At 46.4% G+C, this 19,627-nt stretch carries 19 protein-coding genes and 1 pseudogene; 12 read left to right on the top strand and 8 right to left on the bottom strand.

The window, feature by feature from the left end; translation table 11 throughout:
- Positions 1 to 204: 204 nt before the first annotated feature.
- Complete coding sequence (locus SOM48_RS19450) at positions 205 to 3,834, bottom strand: DEAD/DEAH box helicase (protein WP_320512823.1); 3,630 nt, start codon at positions 3,832 to 3,834, stop codon at positions 205 to 207.
- A 113-nt stretch (positions 3,835 to 3,947) separates the two neighbouring features.
- On the opposite strand from SOM48_RS19450, the pseudogene SOM48_RS19445 reads away from it, so the two are divergent.
- Positions 3,948 to 4,446: pseudogene (locus SOM48_RS19445) on the top strand (tyrosine-type recombinase/integrase); the annotation flags it as partial.
- Between the two features lie 182 nt (positions 4,447 to 4,628).
- Positions 4,629 to 5,996 carry a protein kinase domain-containing protein gene (locus SOM48_RS19440; protein WP_320512822.1) on the top strand — a complete coding sequence of 456 codons (1,368 nt, stop codon included), beginning with the start codon at positions 4,629 to 4,631 and terminating at the stop codon, positions 5,994 to 5,996.
- 91 nt (positions 5,997 to 6,087) lie between these two features.
- Here the strand turns inward: SOM48_RS19440 and SOM48_RS19435 are convergent, their stop codons facing one another.
- Genes SOM48_RS19435 through SOM48_RS19420 form a run of 4 tightly spaced genes read right to left on the bottom strand, consistent with a single transcriptional unit; the run spans position 6,088 to position 7,538 of the window.
- Positions 6,088 to 6,423 carry a hypothetical protein gene (locus SOM48_RS19435; RefSeq protein WP_320512821.1) on the bottom strand — a complete coding sequence of 112 codons (336 nt, stop codon included), beginning with the start codon at positions 6,421 to 6,423 and terminating at the stop codon, positions 6,088 to 6,090.
- A 31-nt stretch (positions 6,424 to 6,454) separates the two neighbouring features.
- Complete coding sequence (locus SOM48_RS19430) at positions 6,455 to 6,814, bottom strand: acyl-CoA dehydrogenase (RefSeq protein WP_320512820.1); 360 nt, start codon at positions 6,812 to 6,814, stop codon at positions 6,455 to 6,457.
- Between the two features lie 14 nt (positions 6,815 to 6,828).
- Entirely contained in the window at positions 6,829 to 7,257 is a 429-nt protein-coding gene (locus tag SOM48_RS19425; protein ID WP_320512819.1) for a hypothetical protein, read from the bottom strand.
- Positions 7,258 to 7,268: 11 nt separating this feature from the next.
- Positions 7,269 to 7,538 carry a helix-turn-helix domain-containing protein gene (locus tag SOM48_RS19420; protein WP_320512818.1) on the bottom strand — a complete coding sequence of 90 codons (270 nt, stop codon included), beginning with the start codon at positions 7,536 to 7,538 and terminating at the stop codon, positions 7,269 to 7,271.
- 121 nt (positions 7,539 to 7,659) lie between these two features.
- On the opposite strand from SOM48_RS19420, the gene SOM48_RS19415 reads away from it, so the two are divergent.
- From SOM48_RS19415 to SOM48_RS19395, 6 genes are all read left to right on the top strand, one after another.
- Positions 7,660 to 8,148, top strand: coding sequence for a hypothetical protein (locus SOM48_RS19415; RefSeq protein ID WP_320512817.1), 489 nt, complete (start codon positions 7,660 to 7,662; stop codon positions 8,146 to 8,148).
- 314 nt (positions 8,149 to 8,462) lie between these two features.
- Entirely contained in the window at positions 8,463 to 8,732 is a 270-nt protein-coding gene (locus SOM48_RS22720; RefSeq protein ID WP_414672799.1) for a TA system toxin CbtA family protein, read from the top strand.
- 26 nt (positions 8,733 to 8,758) lie between these two features.
- Positions 8,759 to 9,151, top strand: a complete 393-nt coding sequence (locus SOM48_RS19410; protein ID WP_320512852.1) for a DUF2787 family protein — start codon at positions 8,759 to 8,761, stop codon at positions 9,149 to 9,151.
- 119 nt (positions 9,152 to 9,270) lie between these two features.
- A complete protein-coding gene (locus SOM48_RS19405) occupies positions 9,271 to 9,732 on the top strand; it encodes a hypothetical protein (RefSeq protein ID WP_320512816.1) in 462 nt (153 codons plus the stop codon).
- Position 9,733: 1 nt separating this feature from the next.
- A complete protein-coding gene (gene radC, locus SOM48_RS19400) occupies positions 9,734 to 10,186 on the top strand; it encodes a RadC family protein (RefSeq protein ID WP_320512815.1) in 453 nt (150 codons plus the stop codon).
- Positions 10,187 to 10,232: 46 nt separating this feature from the next.
- Entirely contained in the window at positions 10,233 to 11,162 is a 930-nt protein-coding gene (locus SOM48_RS19395) for a tyrosine-type recombinase/integrase (RefSeq protein ID WP_320512814.1), read from the top strand.
- Between the two features lie 46 nt (positions 11,163 to 11,208).
- Here the strand turns inward: SOM48_RS19395 and SOM48_RS19390 are convergent, their stop codons facing one another.
- Positions 11,209 to 11,709: a hypothetical protein gene (locus SOM48_RS19390; protein WP_143369720.1), complete on the bottom strand. Its 501-nt coding sequence runs from the start codon at positions 11,707 to 11,709 to the stop codon at positions 11,209 to 11,211.
- Positions 11,710 to 11,972: 263 nt separating this feature from the next.
- Here SOM48_RS19390 and SOM48_RS19385 point away from each other — a divergent pair, with 263 nt between their 5' ends.
- Together SOM48_RS19385 and SOM48_RS19380 are read left to right on the top strand one after the other, a co-directional pair.
- Positions 11,973 to 12,158 carry a helix-turn-helix transcriptional regulator gene (locus tag SOM48_RS19385; protein WP_032160635.1) on the top strand — a complete coding sequence of 62 codons (186 nt, stop codon included), beginning with the start codon at positions 11,973 to 11,975 and terminating at the stop codon, positions 12,156 to 12,158.
- A gap of 178 nt (positions 12,159 to 12,336) precedes the next feature.
- Positions 12,337 to 13,548 (top strand): hypothetical protein, encoded by a 1,212-nt coding sequence (locus tag SOM48_RS19380; protein ID WP_046885169.1) that lies wholly within the window; start codon positions 12,337 to 12,339, stop codon positions 13,546 to 13,548.
- A 139-nt stretch (positions 13,549 to 13,687) separates the two neighbouring features.
- On the opposite strand, the gene SOM48_RS19375 is transcribed toward SOM48_RS19380, so the two are convergent.
- A complete protein-coding gene (locus SOM48_RS19375; RefSeq protein ID WP_163762942.1) occupies positions 13,688 to 14,245 on the bottom strand; it encodes a hypothetical protein in 558 nt (185 codons plus the stop codon).
- Positions 14,246 to 15,258: 1,013 nt separating this feature from the next.
- On the opposite strand from SOM48_RS19375, the gene SOM48_RS19370 reads away from it, so the two are divergent.
- Together SOM48_RS19370 and SOM48_RS19365 are read left to right on the top strand one after the other, a co-directional pair.
- Entirely contained in the window at positions 15,259 to 16,740 is a 1,482-nt protein-coding gene (locus tag SOM48_RS19370; protein WP_320512813.1) for a hypothetical protein, read from the top strand.
- Positions 16,741 to 17,095: 355 nt separating this feature from the next.
- Positions 17,096 to 18,229, top strand: coding sequence for a hypothetical protein (locus SOM48_RS19365; RefSeq protein ID WP_320512812.1), 1,134 nt, complete (start codon positions 17,096 to 17,098; stop codon positions 18,227 to 18,229).
- A gap of 107 nt (positions 18,230 to 18,336) precedes the next feature.
- Here SOM48_RS19365 and SOM48_RS19360 read toward each other — a convergent pair.
- A protein-coding gene (locus SOM48_RS19360) for an IS3 family transposase (protein WP_320512811.1) occupies positions 18,337 to 19,484 on the bottom strand; the annotation gives its coding sequence in 2 pieces (ribosomal slippage) (positions 18,337 to 19,238 and positions 19,238 to 19,484; 1,149 coding nt in all).
- Between the last annotated feature and the right edge of the window lie 143 nt (positions 19,485 to 19,627).

Below are 19,627 nucleotides of genomic sequence, written 5' to 3'. Positions count from 1 at the left end.
CTTAGCGTTGTCAGAGGTTATTCCTCAGTGTGGGTATAAGTGGAGCTATAAGAATTATCAAGCTCGGATGGGCGGTGGGTAATGACTACTAGACTATTATGTGAGCAATGTCAGTGTTTGACATTTAGCGACCAGTCCGATACTGACGTAGGTTGCAGATTGTTCGCGATGGGCCCTCAACAATGAGGGCCACCTCGGAGATTGTCAGCCTGATTGCGCTAATTGCCGATGCAGGACCTGCAGACTAGTTCCCGCCCCTGCCCATGCAGCAGCCGAGCCGACCACATACAGGTTTTGCTTGGCGCGTGAGACGGCTACATTGATTATGTTTGGCGGGCTTGCCGCCCACTGACGCGCCCTTTGCTGACTCGCTTTCGGCGCACCCAGCAACAGGATGACCGTGTCCGCCTCTCGGCCCTGGAACGTGTGGATCGTGCCTACACGATCACGGCACCACTCATCCAACTTTACGCCGAACGTGCGCAGCAGGTCGGTTTCTCTGTCGAGACGCCGACGCATGTTCTGCTCTACGATCTTGAATGGTGTAATGATAAATACGTCTGGATTTGTAATGCCCGAAGCTGCCAGCTCTTTTAGCATTCGTACAACCGCTTCGCCCTCCTCGGGACACCACTTCGTCTCAGCATCGCCATTGATATCCACCCAGCGAGATCTCCCCAATGCCGAGCCGATAGATCCAGGTCTTTTAGGCCCGACAGCATGGACCATCTGCCCAGCATAGGCGATGGAGTTAGAAACATCGAACATTGGGTTCTGACAACGCCTGTGAACGAGGAGTGGCAGCCCGACTTCTCGATCACCTACGTCCATGACGAAGGTGGATTTGAAGCGTGATGCCTGATCTGCAAGGGTCTGCGTAGATGCTGCGGGGGCAGACCATTCGACTTGGTCAATGTCAAAGAACTTGCAGATTTCGGCGTTCAGCTTTTCAGGAAGTGAAACTACAGGTGGGATTTGCAACGGGTCACCTACCACGATGGAGCGCTTTGCCCGCATGATAGCTCCAACTGCTGCCTGAGGAACGGCCTGGCCCGCTTCATCTACCAGAAGCCAGCCAATGCTCTCTGGTGGCAGATCCCCGAACATCGTCCGAACCGAGGCGAATGTCGTGGACACGGTAGGCACAACCATGAAAAGGCTCGACCAAAGGTCGGGGAGAAGTTCACGGTGAGCGGAAGACTGGAAGGCGCCAGCAACCATGCCCGACATCAACAGCCCAAGATTGTGTTGCAAGCGGCTGGCCGAAGCATCAATGAACGTTTTATGCACATTCAGGGCAGCGGCGAAAAGATCCTCTCGCAGGTGATGAACCTCATCGGGAAGCCATGGCGCAGTCAGGTGGATAGCCTCGTGCTCGCGCTCGAAGAATCTTTCATCAACGACCCTGTCTCCCATGCGGTTTCGTGCCTCTGCCTCGGTTGCCTTCAATTTCGAGACAGCCTGACATTTGCTGGAAATTTCCTGGTCGAGTTGCTGTAACTGGGACTTAATATTGCTCCACTTAGTCCTTGCAAGCTCAAGGGCACCGTCTGTCTCCTGCGCCCGTAAGACTGATTGCTGCAAGGTCGCCGAGAGCTTCTGCAGTGTCGATCTCCACGACTTCCAGGCCGCAGTTGCGAACAAACGGGAGAAGAAACCTGGACGGCAAGCAAGATGGCTGTTGAGCATGATCTTGTCCTGCTCGATCTGCGATTTTGCCTTCTCATGCTCCCATTGGTAGGATTCAGCAGTCTGATGTGCCTCTTCGACAGCTTCAATCAGACTCGGACGACGCTGTTCCACCCTTTGTTGTTCAGTAGTCGCTCCCTTGAGTGCCTGGATATCCCGTCGCATCTCTTCGATGCTGGCGATTTCGGCGTCTACCGTCTCCTTGAGTTGAAGGAAAACGGTTCGTGCTTTCCGCCAGGCCGCTAAAGCGTCCGCTTCGTTGGTGCTGGGCCGCTCATTGACGACCACGCTGGGCATCACGCGATCGATGATTTCGCCAGTTTGTTCATCTTTGATCTCACGCAAGACGTTTAAGCCGCGAGCTGCTTTCAGGTAGGTAAGGAAACCACCGTCTTCATTCCACCAGAAACTTTGCTGGAACGCGCCTCGGTTGCTGCTCTTGCCGAGAGCCGCGGCGATCAATCCCCAGGTTTCGACAGGGTCGGAGGGGATGTCCCCCTCAGCCTCGGCTTCGAAATAGCCGGCGCGTTTGGGATTCGCAATCAGGTCGCTGATGGACCGGAAGTAGGCGATCTGTTCATGGCGACCATTGGCTTCCTTGAGAGGAAGCTCTTTACTGACGTTTTCGACTGCTTTGTTATTGGAGGAGGCTACGACGATCTCATGGCCCCTCAAGGACGCATGTAACTTGTAGAAGTGCAGGAATGCATTGGAACCGAATGCCAGCTTCTCGCCTGTTGTGGAAAAGGCATCCTGCGGTCTATTGAAGTCGCACATCGCTGTGGCCCGATCAAGAATGCACCCAACGACAATATCTCGCAGAAGAGTGGTCTTTCCAGTACCCGGTGGCCCATTGACACCGATGATACCTGGAGCATCATTCAGCTCTGCACGCGCAGCATTCACGGCAGCCTGTTGAAGCAGTACCAATGGATGGCCGCCTCTCGAAGGCCAACGAGCCTGCGGCATGAGCGACGGCGCGACGAAAGGCTCAACTGCGGAAATGGGCGATAGCACGTCGATTTTTTGGTCAGGCCTGCCAATTCCCATATAGCGGCGCAAACCGGTTCCGGCTTTGCCCGTCTCGAGCAATTTGGTTGCTTCACCGAGATCTTCAAGATAGAAGGAATTCAGTAACGAAGGTTCAGGCGGCGACTTGGCCTTGAAATGATGAAACACCTTAATCGCGAATGTGGGTGGCTCAACCAAATGTTCGGGTACACCGAACTGAGACACAAGCCATTTATAAGCATTAAGAACGACATCCAAATCGATCGGTATGGGTTCTCCATCCTCGTTGTGGCGGCGAACTATTCGATCCAGATGCTCGATAATGCGCGGCTCAACATTTGGCCAATTCCCTAAGCTCCCAAGCTTCAGATCGAGAGCCGGCTTGAGTGCCCAGGCAAAACTGGAAACGGCAACTCCTTTTTCCTCAAGCACATAACCTTCCTTGTCGATCAGGATCGAGCCGATGGCCGCTTTCTTACCGTCCGGGCGTGAACTCTCCTCATCCTCGCCAAAAACCTTGACCAGCTCGTCCGTCGCCTTGTCGAGAGCGATGGAACCGAGGACGACCTCGAAATAAAGCTTATAACTAGGCTTGCTGCGGGCATTTGGTCCCCAAGGAACACCTCGCTCCAATAGAGCAACCCTGGAGCGGTCGCCGGTTGCCATATCCTCTGGGCGTTTATAACCTTGAGGCGACAGTGCTTCGAGGGCTGTCCATGCTGCCAGTATTGCTCGCGCATCATTCGCCTTATCTGACGGTGAGAAGGATGGGAGTGGACCTAGATCAATTTGGCCTTTGTCGAATTGCTGTCGCATGGCAGTGTCTGGGATAGCCTTCGGTTGCAGTTGCTCTACAGTTGCAGGTGCATTGTGGGGCACTGCTTGAGAAAATTGTATGGACGCCGAATCGAGATTACATGTTGATGGGCTGGAAGCCGACATGGAGACCTCGCTGCGGTCGCTAATTGCAGTTAGAGATTGCTCGATTTTAGACGTCAGAGTCCGCGCCCTGGCAGTGTTGCGAAAAGTCAGCTCGCTCAACAGCTGTTCAAGTTCACTAACATTGTTGCGGGACTGTTCGAAGATTGCTTCCAGATCGAAGATTGATTTTTGCGCATACTGCCGTGTCTTCATTTATTTATGCGGCTCCATATCCCTTCAGTTAAGAGATATTATGCTAATTAGCTTGATTTCTAAAACTATTAACTTGCGCTCATGACGTAGATCCAGATCCCGGTGAGATGCTTATCTTCGATTACATTGAAGTGCTCTACAATCGGGCCCGGCGCCACAGTCATCTCGGCGGCGTCAGTCCGGAGGCCTTCGATTTTGAAAAAGGCATCATTCATTTACCATCTGCGAGAAGCCAAAACAGGGATAGAGCGCTACGTATAGTTATCTGATCAGGCAATCGACTTTCTCAAGGTTCTACGCCTTACCTCTGACAAATATCTATTCCCTTCGCAAGCCACAAAGAAGCCAATCCAGCAGAAGTATCTAACTGAAAATTCATGGCGTCTACGTGAAAGTGGTCAAATGCTTGATATACCTCATTGGACGCCGCACGATCTGCGTCGTACAGTACGAACGGGCTTATCTCGTTTACAGTGTCCAAATGAGGTTGCAGAGGCTGTGTTGGGGCATACACGTGGCGGTGTTGAAGGGATCTACAACTTGTATAAGTATGATGCTGAGTGCCGGAAGTGGTTGCAGGTGTGGGCGGATTACTTAGATAGATTGCTTTAGACTACTTGTTAGATATTGAATTGTGATTTTATAACTTATTGATATCTTTGTTTTATTTTTCTATTTAGTGCTTACATTTTTTGTAATACGATCTTGGTTATTATTTTAGGCACAAATGGAATTTTCTATTGTTAATACATGTGATATCAAACTTCAAAGACGTTTTAGGCTAAGGGGATAAAATGCAATATAACAGTGGCGACTTGATTGATAACCGATTTTTTGTTACGGGGATTTGTAGTGATAGTGGCGGTATGGGAGGTATTCTGCATGTTAATGATACCATGAATATTATTAATTCTCCTATTGTATTAAAATATTGTAAGGTTGATGATGATGAGTATATAAAAAGATTTAAGAGGGAGGTACGATTATTATCTTCTTTTCCAAATAATGGGCGTGTCATTCAGGTATTATATGGGAATATGGATTCGGTTCCACCTTATTTTATTATGCCTTATTATGAGCGAGGAGATTTAACGAAGTTTTCGGAAAGTATTAAATCAAATTATGGAATACAGGAGTTTGTGTTTTACTCAATGATAGATGCTATCTCCGAATTACATAATAAGAGTATTCTTCATCGGGATATTAAACCTCAAAATTTTTTGGTTGATCATCAAGGGCAAGTTATAGTGTCCGACTTTGGGCTTGGAATGGAGCCTGAGTCGATATCAAGGTTTACGAGTTCAGGTATGTTTTGGGGTACTAGGGGTTATCTTCCGCCTGAATTCTCCGATGAAGGATTCAAACATGCAACGGTTCCTGCGGATATATTTATGTTAGGGAAAAGTTTTTATAATTTGTTAACCGGTCGCGATCCTGGCTATCTAATAGAAAATGTAGTTCATCCGTCATTGTTTTATGTTATTAATCGTTGCTGTGAAATGGACCCTCAGAGGCGCTTTCAAAGTTTAGCTGAACTTAAACAAGCATTGACCTTGGCTTATGACGTTGTTCTAAACAGAGGTGGAAAAACGGCAGAAGCATTTCAAATGTATGATGCTATTGTCGGCAGGCTAACATCTGAAAATAAATTTGACCCAAAACAGATATCTGATTTTTTAGCTATTTTATCTTCAATAGATGGCGCTGATCAAAAGAAAATTTGCAGCTCGATTAGATCTAATTTTATGAAAGTACTTTCTATTCATGACTTTAATTTTTATATGCATGATTTCCTGCGAGTATATCAAAGTATGGTGGATGGTTATAATTATTCATTTGAATTCGCAGAGGTTATTTCATCAAATATGAAAATTTTATTTGACTCTACCATTGTAAGTAATATGCATAAAGGTAAGGCTTTAGATATTGCAATTGATTCTGCGACTTATATGAATAGGTTCGCAGCAATGGATACGTGTAAAGAGATGATCAGGTCTGTTGTTGATGAGGCATTAGGTGGTATTGTTGCGAGTATATTGCAATCAAGAAATGATACATTTATATCTGATATTGAGCCTTCCGAATGCAAAAATAAAAGTATATCAACAGTTATTTATGCGATAAAGAAAAATATTAACCCTCTAAATGGAGTTGCTCTTTAAATTATAATAATAACGCTCATTGAATGTGAGCGTTATTATTATTTTTTAAACGAAGTTTAATCTAAGAGGTTAGAGTTTTTAAGGTGTTATGTTATAAACCAGATACATTTATATAAAATTGCCCTTTGCCTTCATCTGTTTTTTGTATCCGGTAGGTGATTGGCAGAGAATTTTGCAGTTCAGGTTTTGTGAACGTTAAATCAGCCGCGCACTGATAAACGTCAAGGCCTGATTCATAGCTTATTGTTCTGACATTTTCAACTGAAATCCGCACATCCTTATCCAATGACATCCCTTTCTCGATTGTCTTTCTGGCAATATCCACGACCAGATTTTTAGCGTCATCACTACTGCATTTTGGTGTTTTCTCGCCACAACCAGCCAGCAAACCAGCGGCTATTAATACCAGAAGCATTTTTCTTTTCATCTAGGGTTCCTTCATTAATTAACGATACTTTTTACTTCTTTTTAAATAGACCATCCATTGCGCCTGCCGCAGAAGCCCCGCAGTATCCCTCGCAACCACGAGTCATAACGCTGGCCTTACCGTTATTCAGTTCACCAATTACTGCAACACACTGGCTGGTATTGTCATTCCAGACCCAGCGACGCTTCTGGCTTTCTCCGGCAGCTATTTGCTGTGCTGTCCCCTCCATATTACATACGCCCGAACCATCCCCCGTTGAGGCATTAATGTTGAATTCAGCGTTGTGTTTTCCCGGATTCAGGGTTAGAACCGCTCCGGGTTTTACGTACTGCGCTGCCGCAGCTGGAAGTGTTATGGCTGCCATCAATAAGGCCAACAGTTTTCTGTTCATTATTTAATTCCCTGCTAAGTGATACGGATGTTTTTGGTGATTTTCCCCAGTGCCAGCGGTCTAAGTTTTTCCACAAAGAAATAAACGACATTGAATGCTGACTTGCGGTGATTTCCCCGGCCAAGTGAAGGCCAGTTACGGAAGGATTCAATCTGTTCTTCTGAATAGGGTGTGTCAGAGAAATCAAACAGCACAAGCAAGGCTTTGCTGTCATGCTTCATCAATTTCTTTACTTCTGTACTGTTGACGGTCGCGGAGACATTGGAACGTGCCGCAGTTGGTTTACGTACTGCAAACCAACCCAGCAAATAGCAACGTACCAGAGGCAGTAATTCCCGCTCGCTACATTCGTTCAGACGCAGGGTTTTGACGAACTCCCTGCGATAAAGAGAACTGAAAAAATACTCAAAGCATTCCGTTATTTCAGTGATGGTGGTTGCCATGGTTGCATCCTTTACCTGCTATTAGGTCCATTTTTAAGGGCATACCTTTCCGGCCATAATGTTTCCGGTGTCGTATCCAGAGCCCCGGCAATAATGCGCTCAGCTCTGGGGTAATGACGCTCTAAGGCGTTATTTAATGTACGTGGCGCAAGGCCGTGACTGCGTGACAGTGACGCCAGCGTTAACCCTCGCTTGTGAAGGGCTGCCACAATATCGGCACGATGCCAGTTCCCTGAACTTCCTTTGCTCTGTTTTTTCTGCGATGCTATTGAGTTACGCACAGTATTAACTCCATGGAATCAGTACATGGATATTAAATGCGAATAAAAGATACCTTTCAAGTTCTTTTGGTATCTATTTATTGGTTTTCATATTAACGCATTGATATCTGGTGAAATTTATATGAGCAGTAAGAGAACAGTTTCGGCTATACCTACTCATCCTGAAGCTTCTGTTGAAGAGGCTAAAGACTGGCTGACAGCAGAGGAATTCACTCATATAGAGGGGATGCCGGGCACTGCGCGGGGCGCTAGGATGCGCCTGGAAAAGCTGGCATCCCTGCACCCGGAAATACGTCGTAAAAGGACTGCCGGGAAAGGCATTGTTTACCATATCAGCGCAGCCACAATGTCTCTTGATGATGAGAGAATCAGGGCTAAGGGCGAAGCATTTACACTCAACGACAGTGATCGCCAGCTAAGCCTCTGGGTGCAGCTGTATCGCAATATGTCACCCGCTTCGCGGTCACTGCTGATGGAGCTGGCTTTGAAGCGGGTTAAGGAAGATCTGACCTCTCAGGGGCCTGACGTTTCTGAACTGACGGCGCAAATTATGAAGCTTCCCGAAGATGAGCGTAAGCGCCTTTTTGAGAAGCTGAACGGGAAGGTGTGATAGCGTATGTTTTCCGCCATGCCAGACAGAAGGAACCACCCCGGAACCCTGACCAGTCTGACATGGCAGAATGAAAAGTATGCCATTACTTATTAATGAATAAACACCGGTTGTCAGTTATATTTCATTCCTGAAGTCCCAAATTAGTTTCTCGTTGTTATTATTTGCGGTGAAATTATATTTCTGGTATAATTTCATTGCTGGATAGTATTATTAATTGCAGCCAGCTATTTAAATCATCACATTATTTAAAATGTCCATTTTTGTTAATCCTTCACTGGAGGGGTAACTGTATTTAAAGAACACAGGTCTGAATGTATCTGACAGGGGATATTGTGTATTCATTATTACAATGGCAGGGATTAGTTAATAAACTCTTTATTAAGTATTATGGCATAGACATTAACGACACTGCCTTTTGTGAGGCAAGTTATATGAAAAGATACTGGACTGATTGTGTGCGTCTTTATCAGGCAGTCAATGAGTGGGCATATAAGTATGATCTGCACAGACTTGATTCAGTTGACACTCCATTGAATGAAGTTAATGAACTATCCGTCAACCAATACATGGAATTAAAATGAATAAAATACATCAGGAAGGACTGACTATGCCCGTTGGTCAGGAGTTAATTGACATCATATTAAATGAAGCGGGAAATCCCCCGCCTCATAAAACTCGAATAAATGTTGTGACATTGTTATTCAAAGACCTGAATTACAGCGCGGAAGCAGGCGGTTACCATCCCGTAGAAATACGGCTTATTTCACGGAATGACGAATGGTATTTTGATTACATTACCGACTTCAGTTATATGGGAGTGGTATACCCCGAACTGGAAAAGGAAATCGATATCAGCTGGAGTCAGAAATATGTCTTTCTTGCTCATGTTGGTGACCTGCCTGTTAACGCAGGAAGGGAGCTATTTGAACTCTGGCAATCCAACTTTATTCAGTATCACGCTATGAACGTCTACACCATTACCGTTCTCTGGGAAAGTTAATCCCGCCACACTAATTATCACTACTTTATGGGGAATTATCTGTGACGACTGACAGAGGGATACGTGCGTCTCAACAGGGCGAACTGGACTGTCTATGCGGTGCTTATTGCATGGTTAACATGCTGAGCTGGCTGTATGACGGCAGAGTGAAACGACGCCCGTTAATGAACCGACTTTTTCAGCCTTATCAGCAGCGCTGGCCTTTGCATGAGTGGCTGACCGAAGGGATTGAAGAAGACCGTTTAGACTGGCTGATAGCTCAGGTGCTGCAGAAAGGACATTACAGCCGCCAGTTCCCGGTTCAAATCACAAGACCCTTTGCCGGGAAACGGGGATTAACAGATGGGCGGCTTTTCAGGGAAATGCAGCGGTTTCTGGACGTCACTGACTACTCCCGCTTGATTATGCTCAGCGACCAGTTTCACTGGTCCCTTCTGGTCAAAATAGATGAGGAAACGCTCTGTTTCTTCGACAGCAACGGGCGAACCACCATGCCCCGTAAAGCCTTCTCCCTGCGTACTGGTGTAACCCGCCGCCAGCTGTTTCCCGGAGCCATTTACTTCATTGAACGGGAGTTCTGATATGACCATGTTTACCCAGCGTGAAACCCGTATCCTCGATCAGGCGCGTGACATCATAAGCCGGTACTATCAGCGTGGGGTTCAACTCTGCTCCCCTGATGATGTTCGACGGTGCGTGATGGTTGAGCTGGCACCGCTTGAACATGAAGAGTTTGGCATCATCCTGCTCGATAATCAGAATCAGCTGCTGCACCGCGAAATCCTCTTCAGGGGGACGTTAAACTCGGTCAGCGTTCACCCCCGCGAAGTTATCAAACGTGTGCTGAAACATAACTCCGCCGCCGTCATCCTTGTCCATAATCACCCCAGCGGCGAGCCTGAGCCCAGCCGTTGCGATATCAGGTTGACTAAAAAGCTTCAGGAACTGCTCGAAATGCTGGATGTGCGGTTGCTTGATCACTTTATCGTGGCAGGGGCTGAAACGGTGTCGATGGCTGAACGGGGGCTGATGTGATGCTGAAAGTTACCTGGTTTAATGTACGTTATTGCGGGTTAGGCGCATGAGCAGGACAGCGTTACGTCAGGTCGTGCCTATGGTACAAACAACCGTGTTCGATGCGTATATTAGCGGTCTGGCACCATCGGGACGGCGGGGCATCACCAGCTTGTTAAACCGCAGCGCCAGCATACTTAAACGCGGTGCGGATGCAGCAGACTATCCGTGGGAACAACTTAACTACGCCGCCGTAGCCAAAGTGCGCGCGGCATTGCTGGATGACGGTTACGCCGTGTCATCGGTCAACATGGCGCTGTCAGCACTCCGGGGCGTAGCGCAGACGGTCTTTAACCTCAATTGCATGGATGCCGAAACGCTGGCACGTATCCGATCAGTTAAGCGCGTAAGTGGCGATATCCAGCGTAAGGGAAGGGCGTTAGAAAAGTCGGAAATCCGGGCACTGATTCAGGCTGCAAAACAGCATCCGCAACCGGTAAGGCGCTACCGTGATGCCGCTATTGTGCTGACGCTTTGTGGAACGGGCCTGCGGGCCGGGGAACTGGTTAAACTTGAGCGCCGGGACTATGACAACGGCATCCTGACGGTGAGGCAAGGGAAGGGGCGTAAATACCGCGAAATTCACGTGGCGGATGCAGTGGATAAGGCTATCCGCGCGTGGCTGAAAGTTGGCGCAGAGGAGGCTGAAAGCGCACTGTTCAGCTGTATCCAGCGCAATGGTAAGGTCGCCAGCCAGCCTCTGACAACAACCGGGTTAACGGGTATCCTGGCTGAATTACAGCAAACGTCAGGCATAGCACGTTTTACCCCACATGACATGCGCCGTACTTTCATCACCCGGTTGCTGGAGCAGAGCGTGGATATCAACACCGTCCGCCAGCTGGCAGGCCACAGCGACATATCCACTACGACGCGCTATGACTGTCGTGGTGAGGGGATGAAAGTCAGTGCCAGCAGACGGCTCAAATGCTGGTGACGGTATCATTTACTTGTATGGTGAGAGTATGTCGCTACGAGCAATTTCACCCATTTTGTTTATTTTCGATTTTCATCAAAAGCTTTAGTACTTTCTCCGGGTTTAGCATCTTTTCTACGTCCTTCTCTGTCCATGCTTTAGGGTCCATTTTTTTGTCTGTCAGGACATCAGCAATAGCGCCAGGCCTGTCAAACCCTCTGTTGATCATGGTCTCCCTGATGGTTTCGTTATCCTTGCCTCTCATTTTCAAACGATGAACATGTTTGAAAACTCGAATCAGCTCCTTAGCTGGAGCAGTTCGGGGATTGAATACATAAACAATGTAATGAGCATCAATCAGTGTGGCCAGTACCTCGCTAAAACGCCGACCTGTCCCTGATTTCCTTGTAAGCATGCCCTCATGACCATAGAACACGCATAACTCCCGCAACCTCGCCTTAACCTGTGCATTCATATTGATTGAGAAAGCACTTCCAATCTCCTCTTCGAGTTTTTCCCGGCTGGCTATAACCCGGATCACGGCATCACTTGTTTTCTGCTTTTTCATTAAGCCCCCAATGTTGGAGTCAAACATCACATGAAAAAGCAACTGTTGCTTCGTGGAAGTATAAAACCTGAACTGATTCGAAAGAGCAACAGTTGCTTCATGAAACGATTAAGCCTGAACTGACTCATGAAAGCAACTGTTGCAATTTTGATTCCTCGACTATGCAACTGTTACTTTTGGCATTTTTGACACAAATAGGGGTGGAAATGATGGTTGTAAAAGCCTGTTCGCATCAGCCGATGCGTAACTTAAACAGGTGCGTTATGACCACAATTCGTATCATCAAAGTCCCGGAAGTTCTTGAGCGTTGTGCCATGAGCAGGGCTTCGCTCTACAGAATGCTCCAGCGTAATGAATTCCCGCGGCAGGTCCGTATAGGTATTCGTTCGGTAGGTTTCTACGAGCATGAAGTTAACCAGTGGCTGGCTGACCGCCAGCGTGTTCAGTAAGTGCATGAACGTCTAACAGCACGTTATTAGCGCACTAAAAAGCATGAGCAGAGAACATATCAGTCAAGGCTGACGCTGGGTTAATAAAGCCTACAGTGAAGAGCAGTTACTAATAATAACTGTACGGGAAGCTATTGCTCTCTGTTCCCCACTGGGTTAATACCTGAGAGGAACAACAATGACTAAGAATAGTAACTGGCTTAACAGGAAGAATATTGAGCTCAACATATCAAATGAAATCTGCTGTAGTAGCTATGGACACCGAATGACAATGCGAGCTGATGGTATTACATCAGTTTCTCGCTTCCATAGTGAAGAAGAGAAAGAGGAGTTCTTGCAGAAGCTTGAGTATGTGCTTGGGAGGCGCTGGAAACAGTATCGTATTGAACGTAAATCGACGCAGAATAAAGCGGGTAAGCCTCATCCCTATAAATATGGACTGTCAGTGTACCGGAAGGGGGATGACTCACCCATGCTTCTGCACATCAACTGGGGACCTCGTCACGTCAAGACAGGTGGGATACGCTTCGAGTTCCGGCCGCAACACATGGATGCAAAAGCGATGGATCACATGCTGGGATGGCTGAGCGATCGGCTCGGTGCCATTTTCTACCGTCTGTTAGCGAGATCCTGGGTAACTCGTATTGATGTCGCTCTGGATGTGTATGGTTGCAAGCTCAATGACTATGTCTGGGATCTAAAGGGAATATCTGTCTTCAAGGACCACGTGAATTTTAAGGGGCTGCCTGGGCTGAACTTAGGCGGGAAGAGCGAGCTACGGTTTAACCTTTATGAGAAGGTATATGCAGGTGTGCTGAACTCGCTGGGTTTTAACCAATGTAGTGAGGTTGTATTAAAAGATGGCAAGGCTAGGCAGGAACAGTTCATTGAGATCAATCAGGAGGAGTTTGAAAAATTTCTACGCATAGAAGCTCGTATTATGCCTGGTCGTCGTTCTGGTTCATGGTCTGTCACCCTGGCGGAACTCACTGAGCTCAAAAACCCGTTCGGGCACATTGTGGTTTATGAAGGAAAGCTTAAATCCGTTCTTGTTAATGACTTCATTGAGTCATCGCGGCCAAAGAGTAACAGCGCCAAAGCCTGGGCCAAGCACGCCATGGGTGATGTAAACAGCCGTATGTCGCGAAGGTTAAAAAGGGCGCTGGTAACGCATGAAACGGAGCTATTCAACAAGAGTGAAGTTTGGGCTTACTGGCATTCTTGTGTTGCTGCGCTGGGTACAATAATCGCAGAGTTGAAGCCAGTGAATGCAACGAAGAAAGAGATGGCTGTAAGCCAGTTCATCGAGTCGAAGCCGAGTAAAAAGCGTAATCCCCGGCGATTAACAAGGCGCGAACAGGCGCACCCGAAGCGTAAACATCGGGATTGAACTGGCGTGATGGCGGTCTATGACCGCCATCTGCTAATTGGGGAGTGGAATAAGAACATCTTTAGTGGGCGGGGGCTGCATTATTCACACAAGGCAATACGTCGGCTGCATCAACATGTCCGGGAGTTGTTTATGCTGGCTAAGCTTCAAGCTTGCAATCGCAGCTCTTATTAACTTTTTCTCTGAACATTCTGGCCGCACTGTTATAGTTGTCAATAAGTTCATTTAATAGTTTTTCGATGCTAATATCTTCTTCGCTTTTCCTGCTGGATTCGATAATTCTCTGAAAAAAATCTTGAATGGAAGGTTCCAGACTATGCTGTTTTTCAGCCAGCAAATCTTCTAGCGTTTCCCAAGGGACATTGGAAAATTTGGCCGTTGTGTCGGCAATAGCATCATCAACGGCTTTCTGCTTTTTGTTATCTTTAGTTTTTCCAAATTCTCTGAACATGCGTTCAACATGTCTAGCAGAATTTGCTACTCTCAGATTATGCATCCGAGTTTGAGGGCTGGGCTCTTGTGGGCAATAGACAACTACGTTATCCACTTCTGGGCCGAGAACTCTCCTCCTCCACTGATTGAATGTTTCTCCCTGAACAACCCCAGGAACTTTGGAAAGATGCGGTTTTCCATCAAAATCAACAATCACCGAGTGGATCTTTAAGATTTGGTAACAGTAACGCTCTTTAGCTGCCACTTTGTTCCTTCCCTTAGGTAATTTTTATTTACCATCTTGCCATAACAGAGTTGTCACGCAACATAGATTTGTTGATGAGATTTTCGCTGAAATCTCGCAAAAGAGGATATCGGGAGGGTATGTAGATGCGTTAACTTGCCTAGTTGCTGTAAATGGATGATCAACACTACTCTGCGCCGCCAGGCTAATCATGGTGAAAACATTTGGCGCTTTGAAAAAAGTGATTTAGTGATTGCGGCTTAGTAGGCGAGCCTGGTCTCAGGCAGTGCAATTCTGCATTCAGCTCTGGCTGGGTTGCGGTTCTTCACCAGTAATTCGGCCATAAGCAAGGGGGTTGTATTCCGCGTCGTCATCAGTCTGTTGTATGGCGACCAGTCAGGTAGATTCACAGGCCAAATACTTCACTGATTGATTGGCTAACAGGCAGAACTGAAATGCGTGATCTGCAAAAAAACACCCCTCCAGACCGCCCAACGTTGCCGGATTTTGACCTAGTAGACCGGCGAACTACCGCTGCTGTTTAGTGTCCGATTCGCATCTCGTACAATGGTAGGGGGAAACCGCCGATAGTTTCCCCTTATTCTGATGGTTGCAAGGAGCGGCGGTTTTGAGCAAATTCGAGGTTTCAAAAGAATAAAACCAGAGAATAACATGTGTCTACAACCGCTATTGAATATCACCGGGAGGGATTTGCACAGCTTAATAACCGGTAACGTTTTGTATATCTGCTAATCCGATTCTGGCTAAGCTGATATTTATTCGCTATTTGCTTCTACAAGGTATATAGCAGTATCTATTATACTCTGTATACACTCTATCTCTATATTACTGTATATATGTCATTACATACTATAGCCATTATCAAGTATCAGCTATCATGAGGCTCCAGCCTCCAATATATATGGTCATTATCTAGCATCTGAACCTTGTTGGGTTCACATATGATTTGCGTAATTCAGTTGTAAATAAACGGGGTCAGGGCATGGTGCTCTGCCTATATATACAGGTGAATTATGAAACCATACATTACGCATAACAATATCCTTGTGACAGATTCAACGTTGGATTATTTCAAAGAAGTTGTTTTCAGTGTTCCTTATAATGGTACGCCAAGCTTAAAGCGTCCATTTTATCGTAATATTGCAGTATTTCTCCAGCATGTTATATGTGTTGCTACCTGTAGCCGTAAGAACAGGAGAAAAGCAAAGATTAAGGCGAATAAAAAATGGTCTTATTCTGTGCCAGTACCATTTGAGCTGGGTAGGGAGAAACTTCCCGGAGTATTTAAGAAAAGTGGACCGACGCATGAACGTGCAATGGAGGCACTGGCAAGCGCGGGAATCATTAAACTAACCGGGTATTCAAATACTAACCATTTATGCCGGGAATATGCTGTTTCTCAACGTGTTCTGCGTAAGTTGTTTGGCAATGACCGCGAGGCATACCTTAGCCGCCAGGATCGTTACCATTATCTGACTGACATTTTCACCAAGCGTAAAAGCTACTCATTTGATGATCTGATTGGAGTTGCGATCGACCGTGGGCAGAACGCTAAACATCAGCAGTCTAAACGCGATATCCCTAACGCTGCCTTCAGGGAGCTGGTAGTGAGTGTCTGGAACAACCTTGAGCCGCTTGAAATCAATCTGGATGCACTGCTGGATTACTATAACGAGTATCCCACGAAGAAGAACAAAATTTTCATTTTCAACTTCCTGTCGCGACTGGCTGAAACAGGCGTGAAGCTGGTGAAGGAATCGCCGTTAACGGTTTCTTACAGGCAATCATATAAAACCGCGTACATTGGCGGAAGATCCTTTGAGGCTGGTACGGGCTTCCAAAGTCTGCCGTCTAAAATGAAGTGGGCGTGTCTGGCACGTGGTGTGAACTATGACATCAAGGGATGCCAGCTTGAGATACTACGACATGAGTTGTTGAGTATTGGCATTTCGGCCAAGTCGCTGGAAGTGCTGGAAGTGCTGGAAACTCAATATATTTGTCGGGTATTACGTGTTGCTGAAGAACTGGTGAAACAATTCAGGTTTTCCGGCGTATTCAACGCTGGGTTCGTTACGCTATCGCTTAAATCCAGTACCCGACGCTTGCTGAACCGTGAGTTAGGCAAGGTCGAGGCTGAGCGAGTACTGAAACGCTGGAAGCACCTTCTGAAACCCCTGAGGCGAGATCTGGCTTTACTGCTGGATCATTACGAAGGCACTGCTAAAACCAACCGTTATGGCAAATGCGTTACTAACGCGGTAGGGCAACCATTCAACATTACCTATAAAGATGTGGCATCGCGTAAACGTTGGAAGTCGGATGTTATGCGCCGCAAGCTGTTGTCGCACATGTTACAGGGGCTGGAAAGTCAGGCGGTGTACGATTACGTTGCCAGTCATAAGGGGGTTTGCGCACTGGAGCACGATGGGTTTGTGTCATATGAAGAGGTTACTGACTGGTCTCATCCATATCTTTTAATTGAGAAAAAACATTAAAGGGCCATTCAGTTAGCTGAGGCTCATCACCGGTGGATAAACTCAGCGTGATGACCTTTTGCCCAAGGATCAACATAGCCAGATACAAGGAACGTCTGCTCTGAGCGAGAAGCGGAAGTACAAAGCTGTTTGTACAATTAATGGGCGTTACTAACACGCTAATTCTGTGGCCATCCAACATTCCGGGCCTTTATTCGGGTCTACTTTTCCACTTTGATGTAGATGTTTTTTGATGTCATAATATTGTCATAATTAGCAAAATTAGATGTTATCAACTCATCGGATGGAGTACTCATGATGGTGAGGGTTTAATGAAAATTTCTCGTTACTGGGTTGAAATTGTACAAGGATAGCTATGAAGATCACGCCTGTGAATACTAGTTTGTTTGGAAAAGATTCGAAGCTGATAAAAAATTATTTCGAATATTTTTCCGAGTTATTAGCAGAAAGATTTGAGGTCCAACCTGAGGTATTTGCTACTTATTTAGGTACTTTTGAATTGTTTTTAATGACAAGGACATGGGATGGGGATTTATCTCCTCTAGAGGAAAAAATCAACATGTTGTTGGAATGGTTTGCTTCGCTAGATAAGTCGGTTGCAAAAGCTGTTTTTGTTAAGGCGGATGAAGGTTGCAGAGAGGCAAATGATTCCTTCTGGTCAATGATTAATTCTGACCCAAGAACTAACAATGAATATTCTTTTAAAGAAAATATTGATAAGCGATTTGAGACAATCAACAGTATTTTGGAGTTCATGGTGGCAAGAGAGGGTTGGCTGATTGCTGCTTACCAAATCAAAAAAGCTGATGTGAGGAAGGTGATCTCTTTGAATGATTTGTTGAGTAGTTGCAAATCTTTTTTGGGTGAAGAAGGTAATCTTGCTATTGTTAATGAGAATTTATTCGATATTCCACTTAATCAGTGGCGAAATATCGCGGCGCACAAGAGTTACAAGTGTTTTGGCGGGAAAATTAATGCAAGCTATGGTAGAAACATAATAAAAATTGCTACGCTTTCTGAGGATGAGCTAGAGCGCGCATGCATGGAAATCTATAAGTTAAGGATTGGAATTAAACTTATTGTAGGACTGGCTTTGAACATTGTGGCAGCAAGAAATCAAGATTTCATTGACGTTGCTCTGTCTTCTCCAAGGCCTTTTTTACATGATCTAAATTATTTGCTTGAAAAGTATGGTGCTCAGGTAGAGAGTTTCATGCTTTTGAATGAATTAGCTGTGGGTGGGAATAAAATTGAAGTACCGGATGATTTTTCTATTTTTGAAGTGAAATTTACTTACTATGGTAGTGATACTAGCGATGATGCTCGTCTAATTGATATTGTACTACGCATTGCTAACGTGCTTTCGCATATTTTTAGTGAGAACAATTCTCTTCCTGAAAAAGAAAAAGTTCTACTTCATTTTTCTCGAACGCCCGATAATGAATTTCACATGCTATATTCTTATGATGAGTATAATGACTTGGCTTAGAAATTGTTCTTGGGTAAGGGAGGCATGCAGAGATTGCCAGAGAGATATGATCAAAAGCCGAAGCTATCCCGATATTTTTGCGCAAAATGTGAATCGCCACGGATAATCTAGACACTTCCGAGCCGTTGATAATATTGGTTTTCGTATTCTGCCGGTGGCATCTGATTGCTCGAACCATGCCGACGCCTACAGTTATAAAACATTTCGATGTAATCAAAAATATCGCTGCGGGCTTCTTCCCGTGTTCCGTAGATCTTTTTCTTAATCCATTCGCGTTTCAGTAGCTGGAAAAAGCTTTCCGCAACCGCGTTGTCGCGGCAGTTACCGCGACGACTCATGCTGCCTTCCAGAACATGTGACTTCAGGAACGACTGCCACTCATGGCTCGTGTACTGACTGCCCTGATCAGAGTGAACCAGTACCTGCTTTTGAGGATTACGCCTCCACACCGCGATAAGTAATGCGTTCAGGACAATCTCTTTTGTCATGCGGGGTTGCATTGACCAGCCGATAACTTTTCGTGAGAACAGGTCAACCACCACGGCCAGATACAGCCAGCCTTCGTGGGTTTGGATGTAGGTTATGTCCGTCACCCAACGCTCATCCGGTGAGTCCGGATTGAACTGCCGCTGGAGCCTGTTGGGTGTCACGATGCTGGCTTCGCCTTTACGTGCCCGTGGGCTACGGTACCCAACATGAGCTTTTATTCCGGCACGCTTCATCAGCCGCCAGACCCGATTCACTCCGCACTGCTGTCCGGTATCACGCAGATCGAGATGGATCTTGCGATAACCATAGACGCAGCCAGACTCAAGCCAGAACTGTTTGATCTGCCCGGTCAGCATCTGGTCTGCCTGGTGACGCTGTGAATATGGCTGCTGAATCCAAAAATAAAATCCACCCGGATGGACATCCAGAACCCGACAGAGCAAACGAACAGGCCAGCAACAGCTGTTGTCGCGGATAAAGGCGTACCTCAGTCGGACAGTTTTGCGAAGTACGCCGCGGTTTTTTTTAGTATGTCTCTCTCGTCGGTAACCCGCTTCAGCTCTTTCTGAAGCCGCCGGATCTCAGACTGGGCATCAGACTGCGTTTTAGTAGCTGATGAATCAGGACCGTACTTTTTTACCCAGGCATAAAGACTGTGTGTGGTGATATCAAGCCGGGTGGCGACGCTTGCGATGGAATGACCACGATCAACGACCTGTTTAACCGCTTCAATTTTGAACTCTTCGGGATAACGTTTACCGCTCATGACCACCTCTCTTTTAAGTCATCTAAAATGACTCTCAGGTGTCTGATAAACTCGTGGCTATTCACACTCGTATGGAAAGAGGTGACTCAGACCTACAAAAATTTGACATGCCCGGGAACCATCTTGCCTCAACACAAAATACT

The organism is Kosakonia sp. CFBP8986 (assembly GCF_034044935.1).
Taxonomy (GTDB): domain Bacteria; phylum Pseudomonadota; class Gammaproteobacteria; order Enterobacterales; family Enterobacteriaceae; genus Kosakonia; species Kosakonia cowanii.
This window is presented reverse-complemented; position numbering and strand designations above follow the sequence as displayed.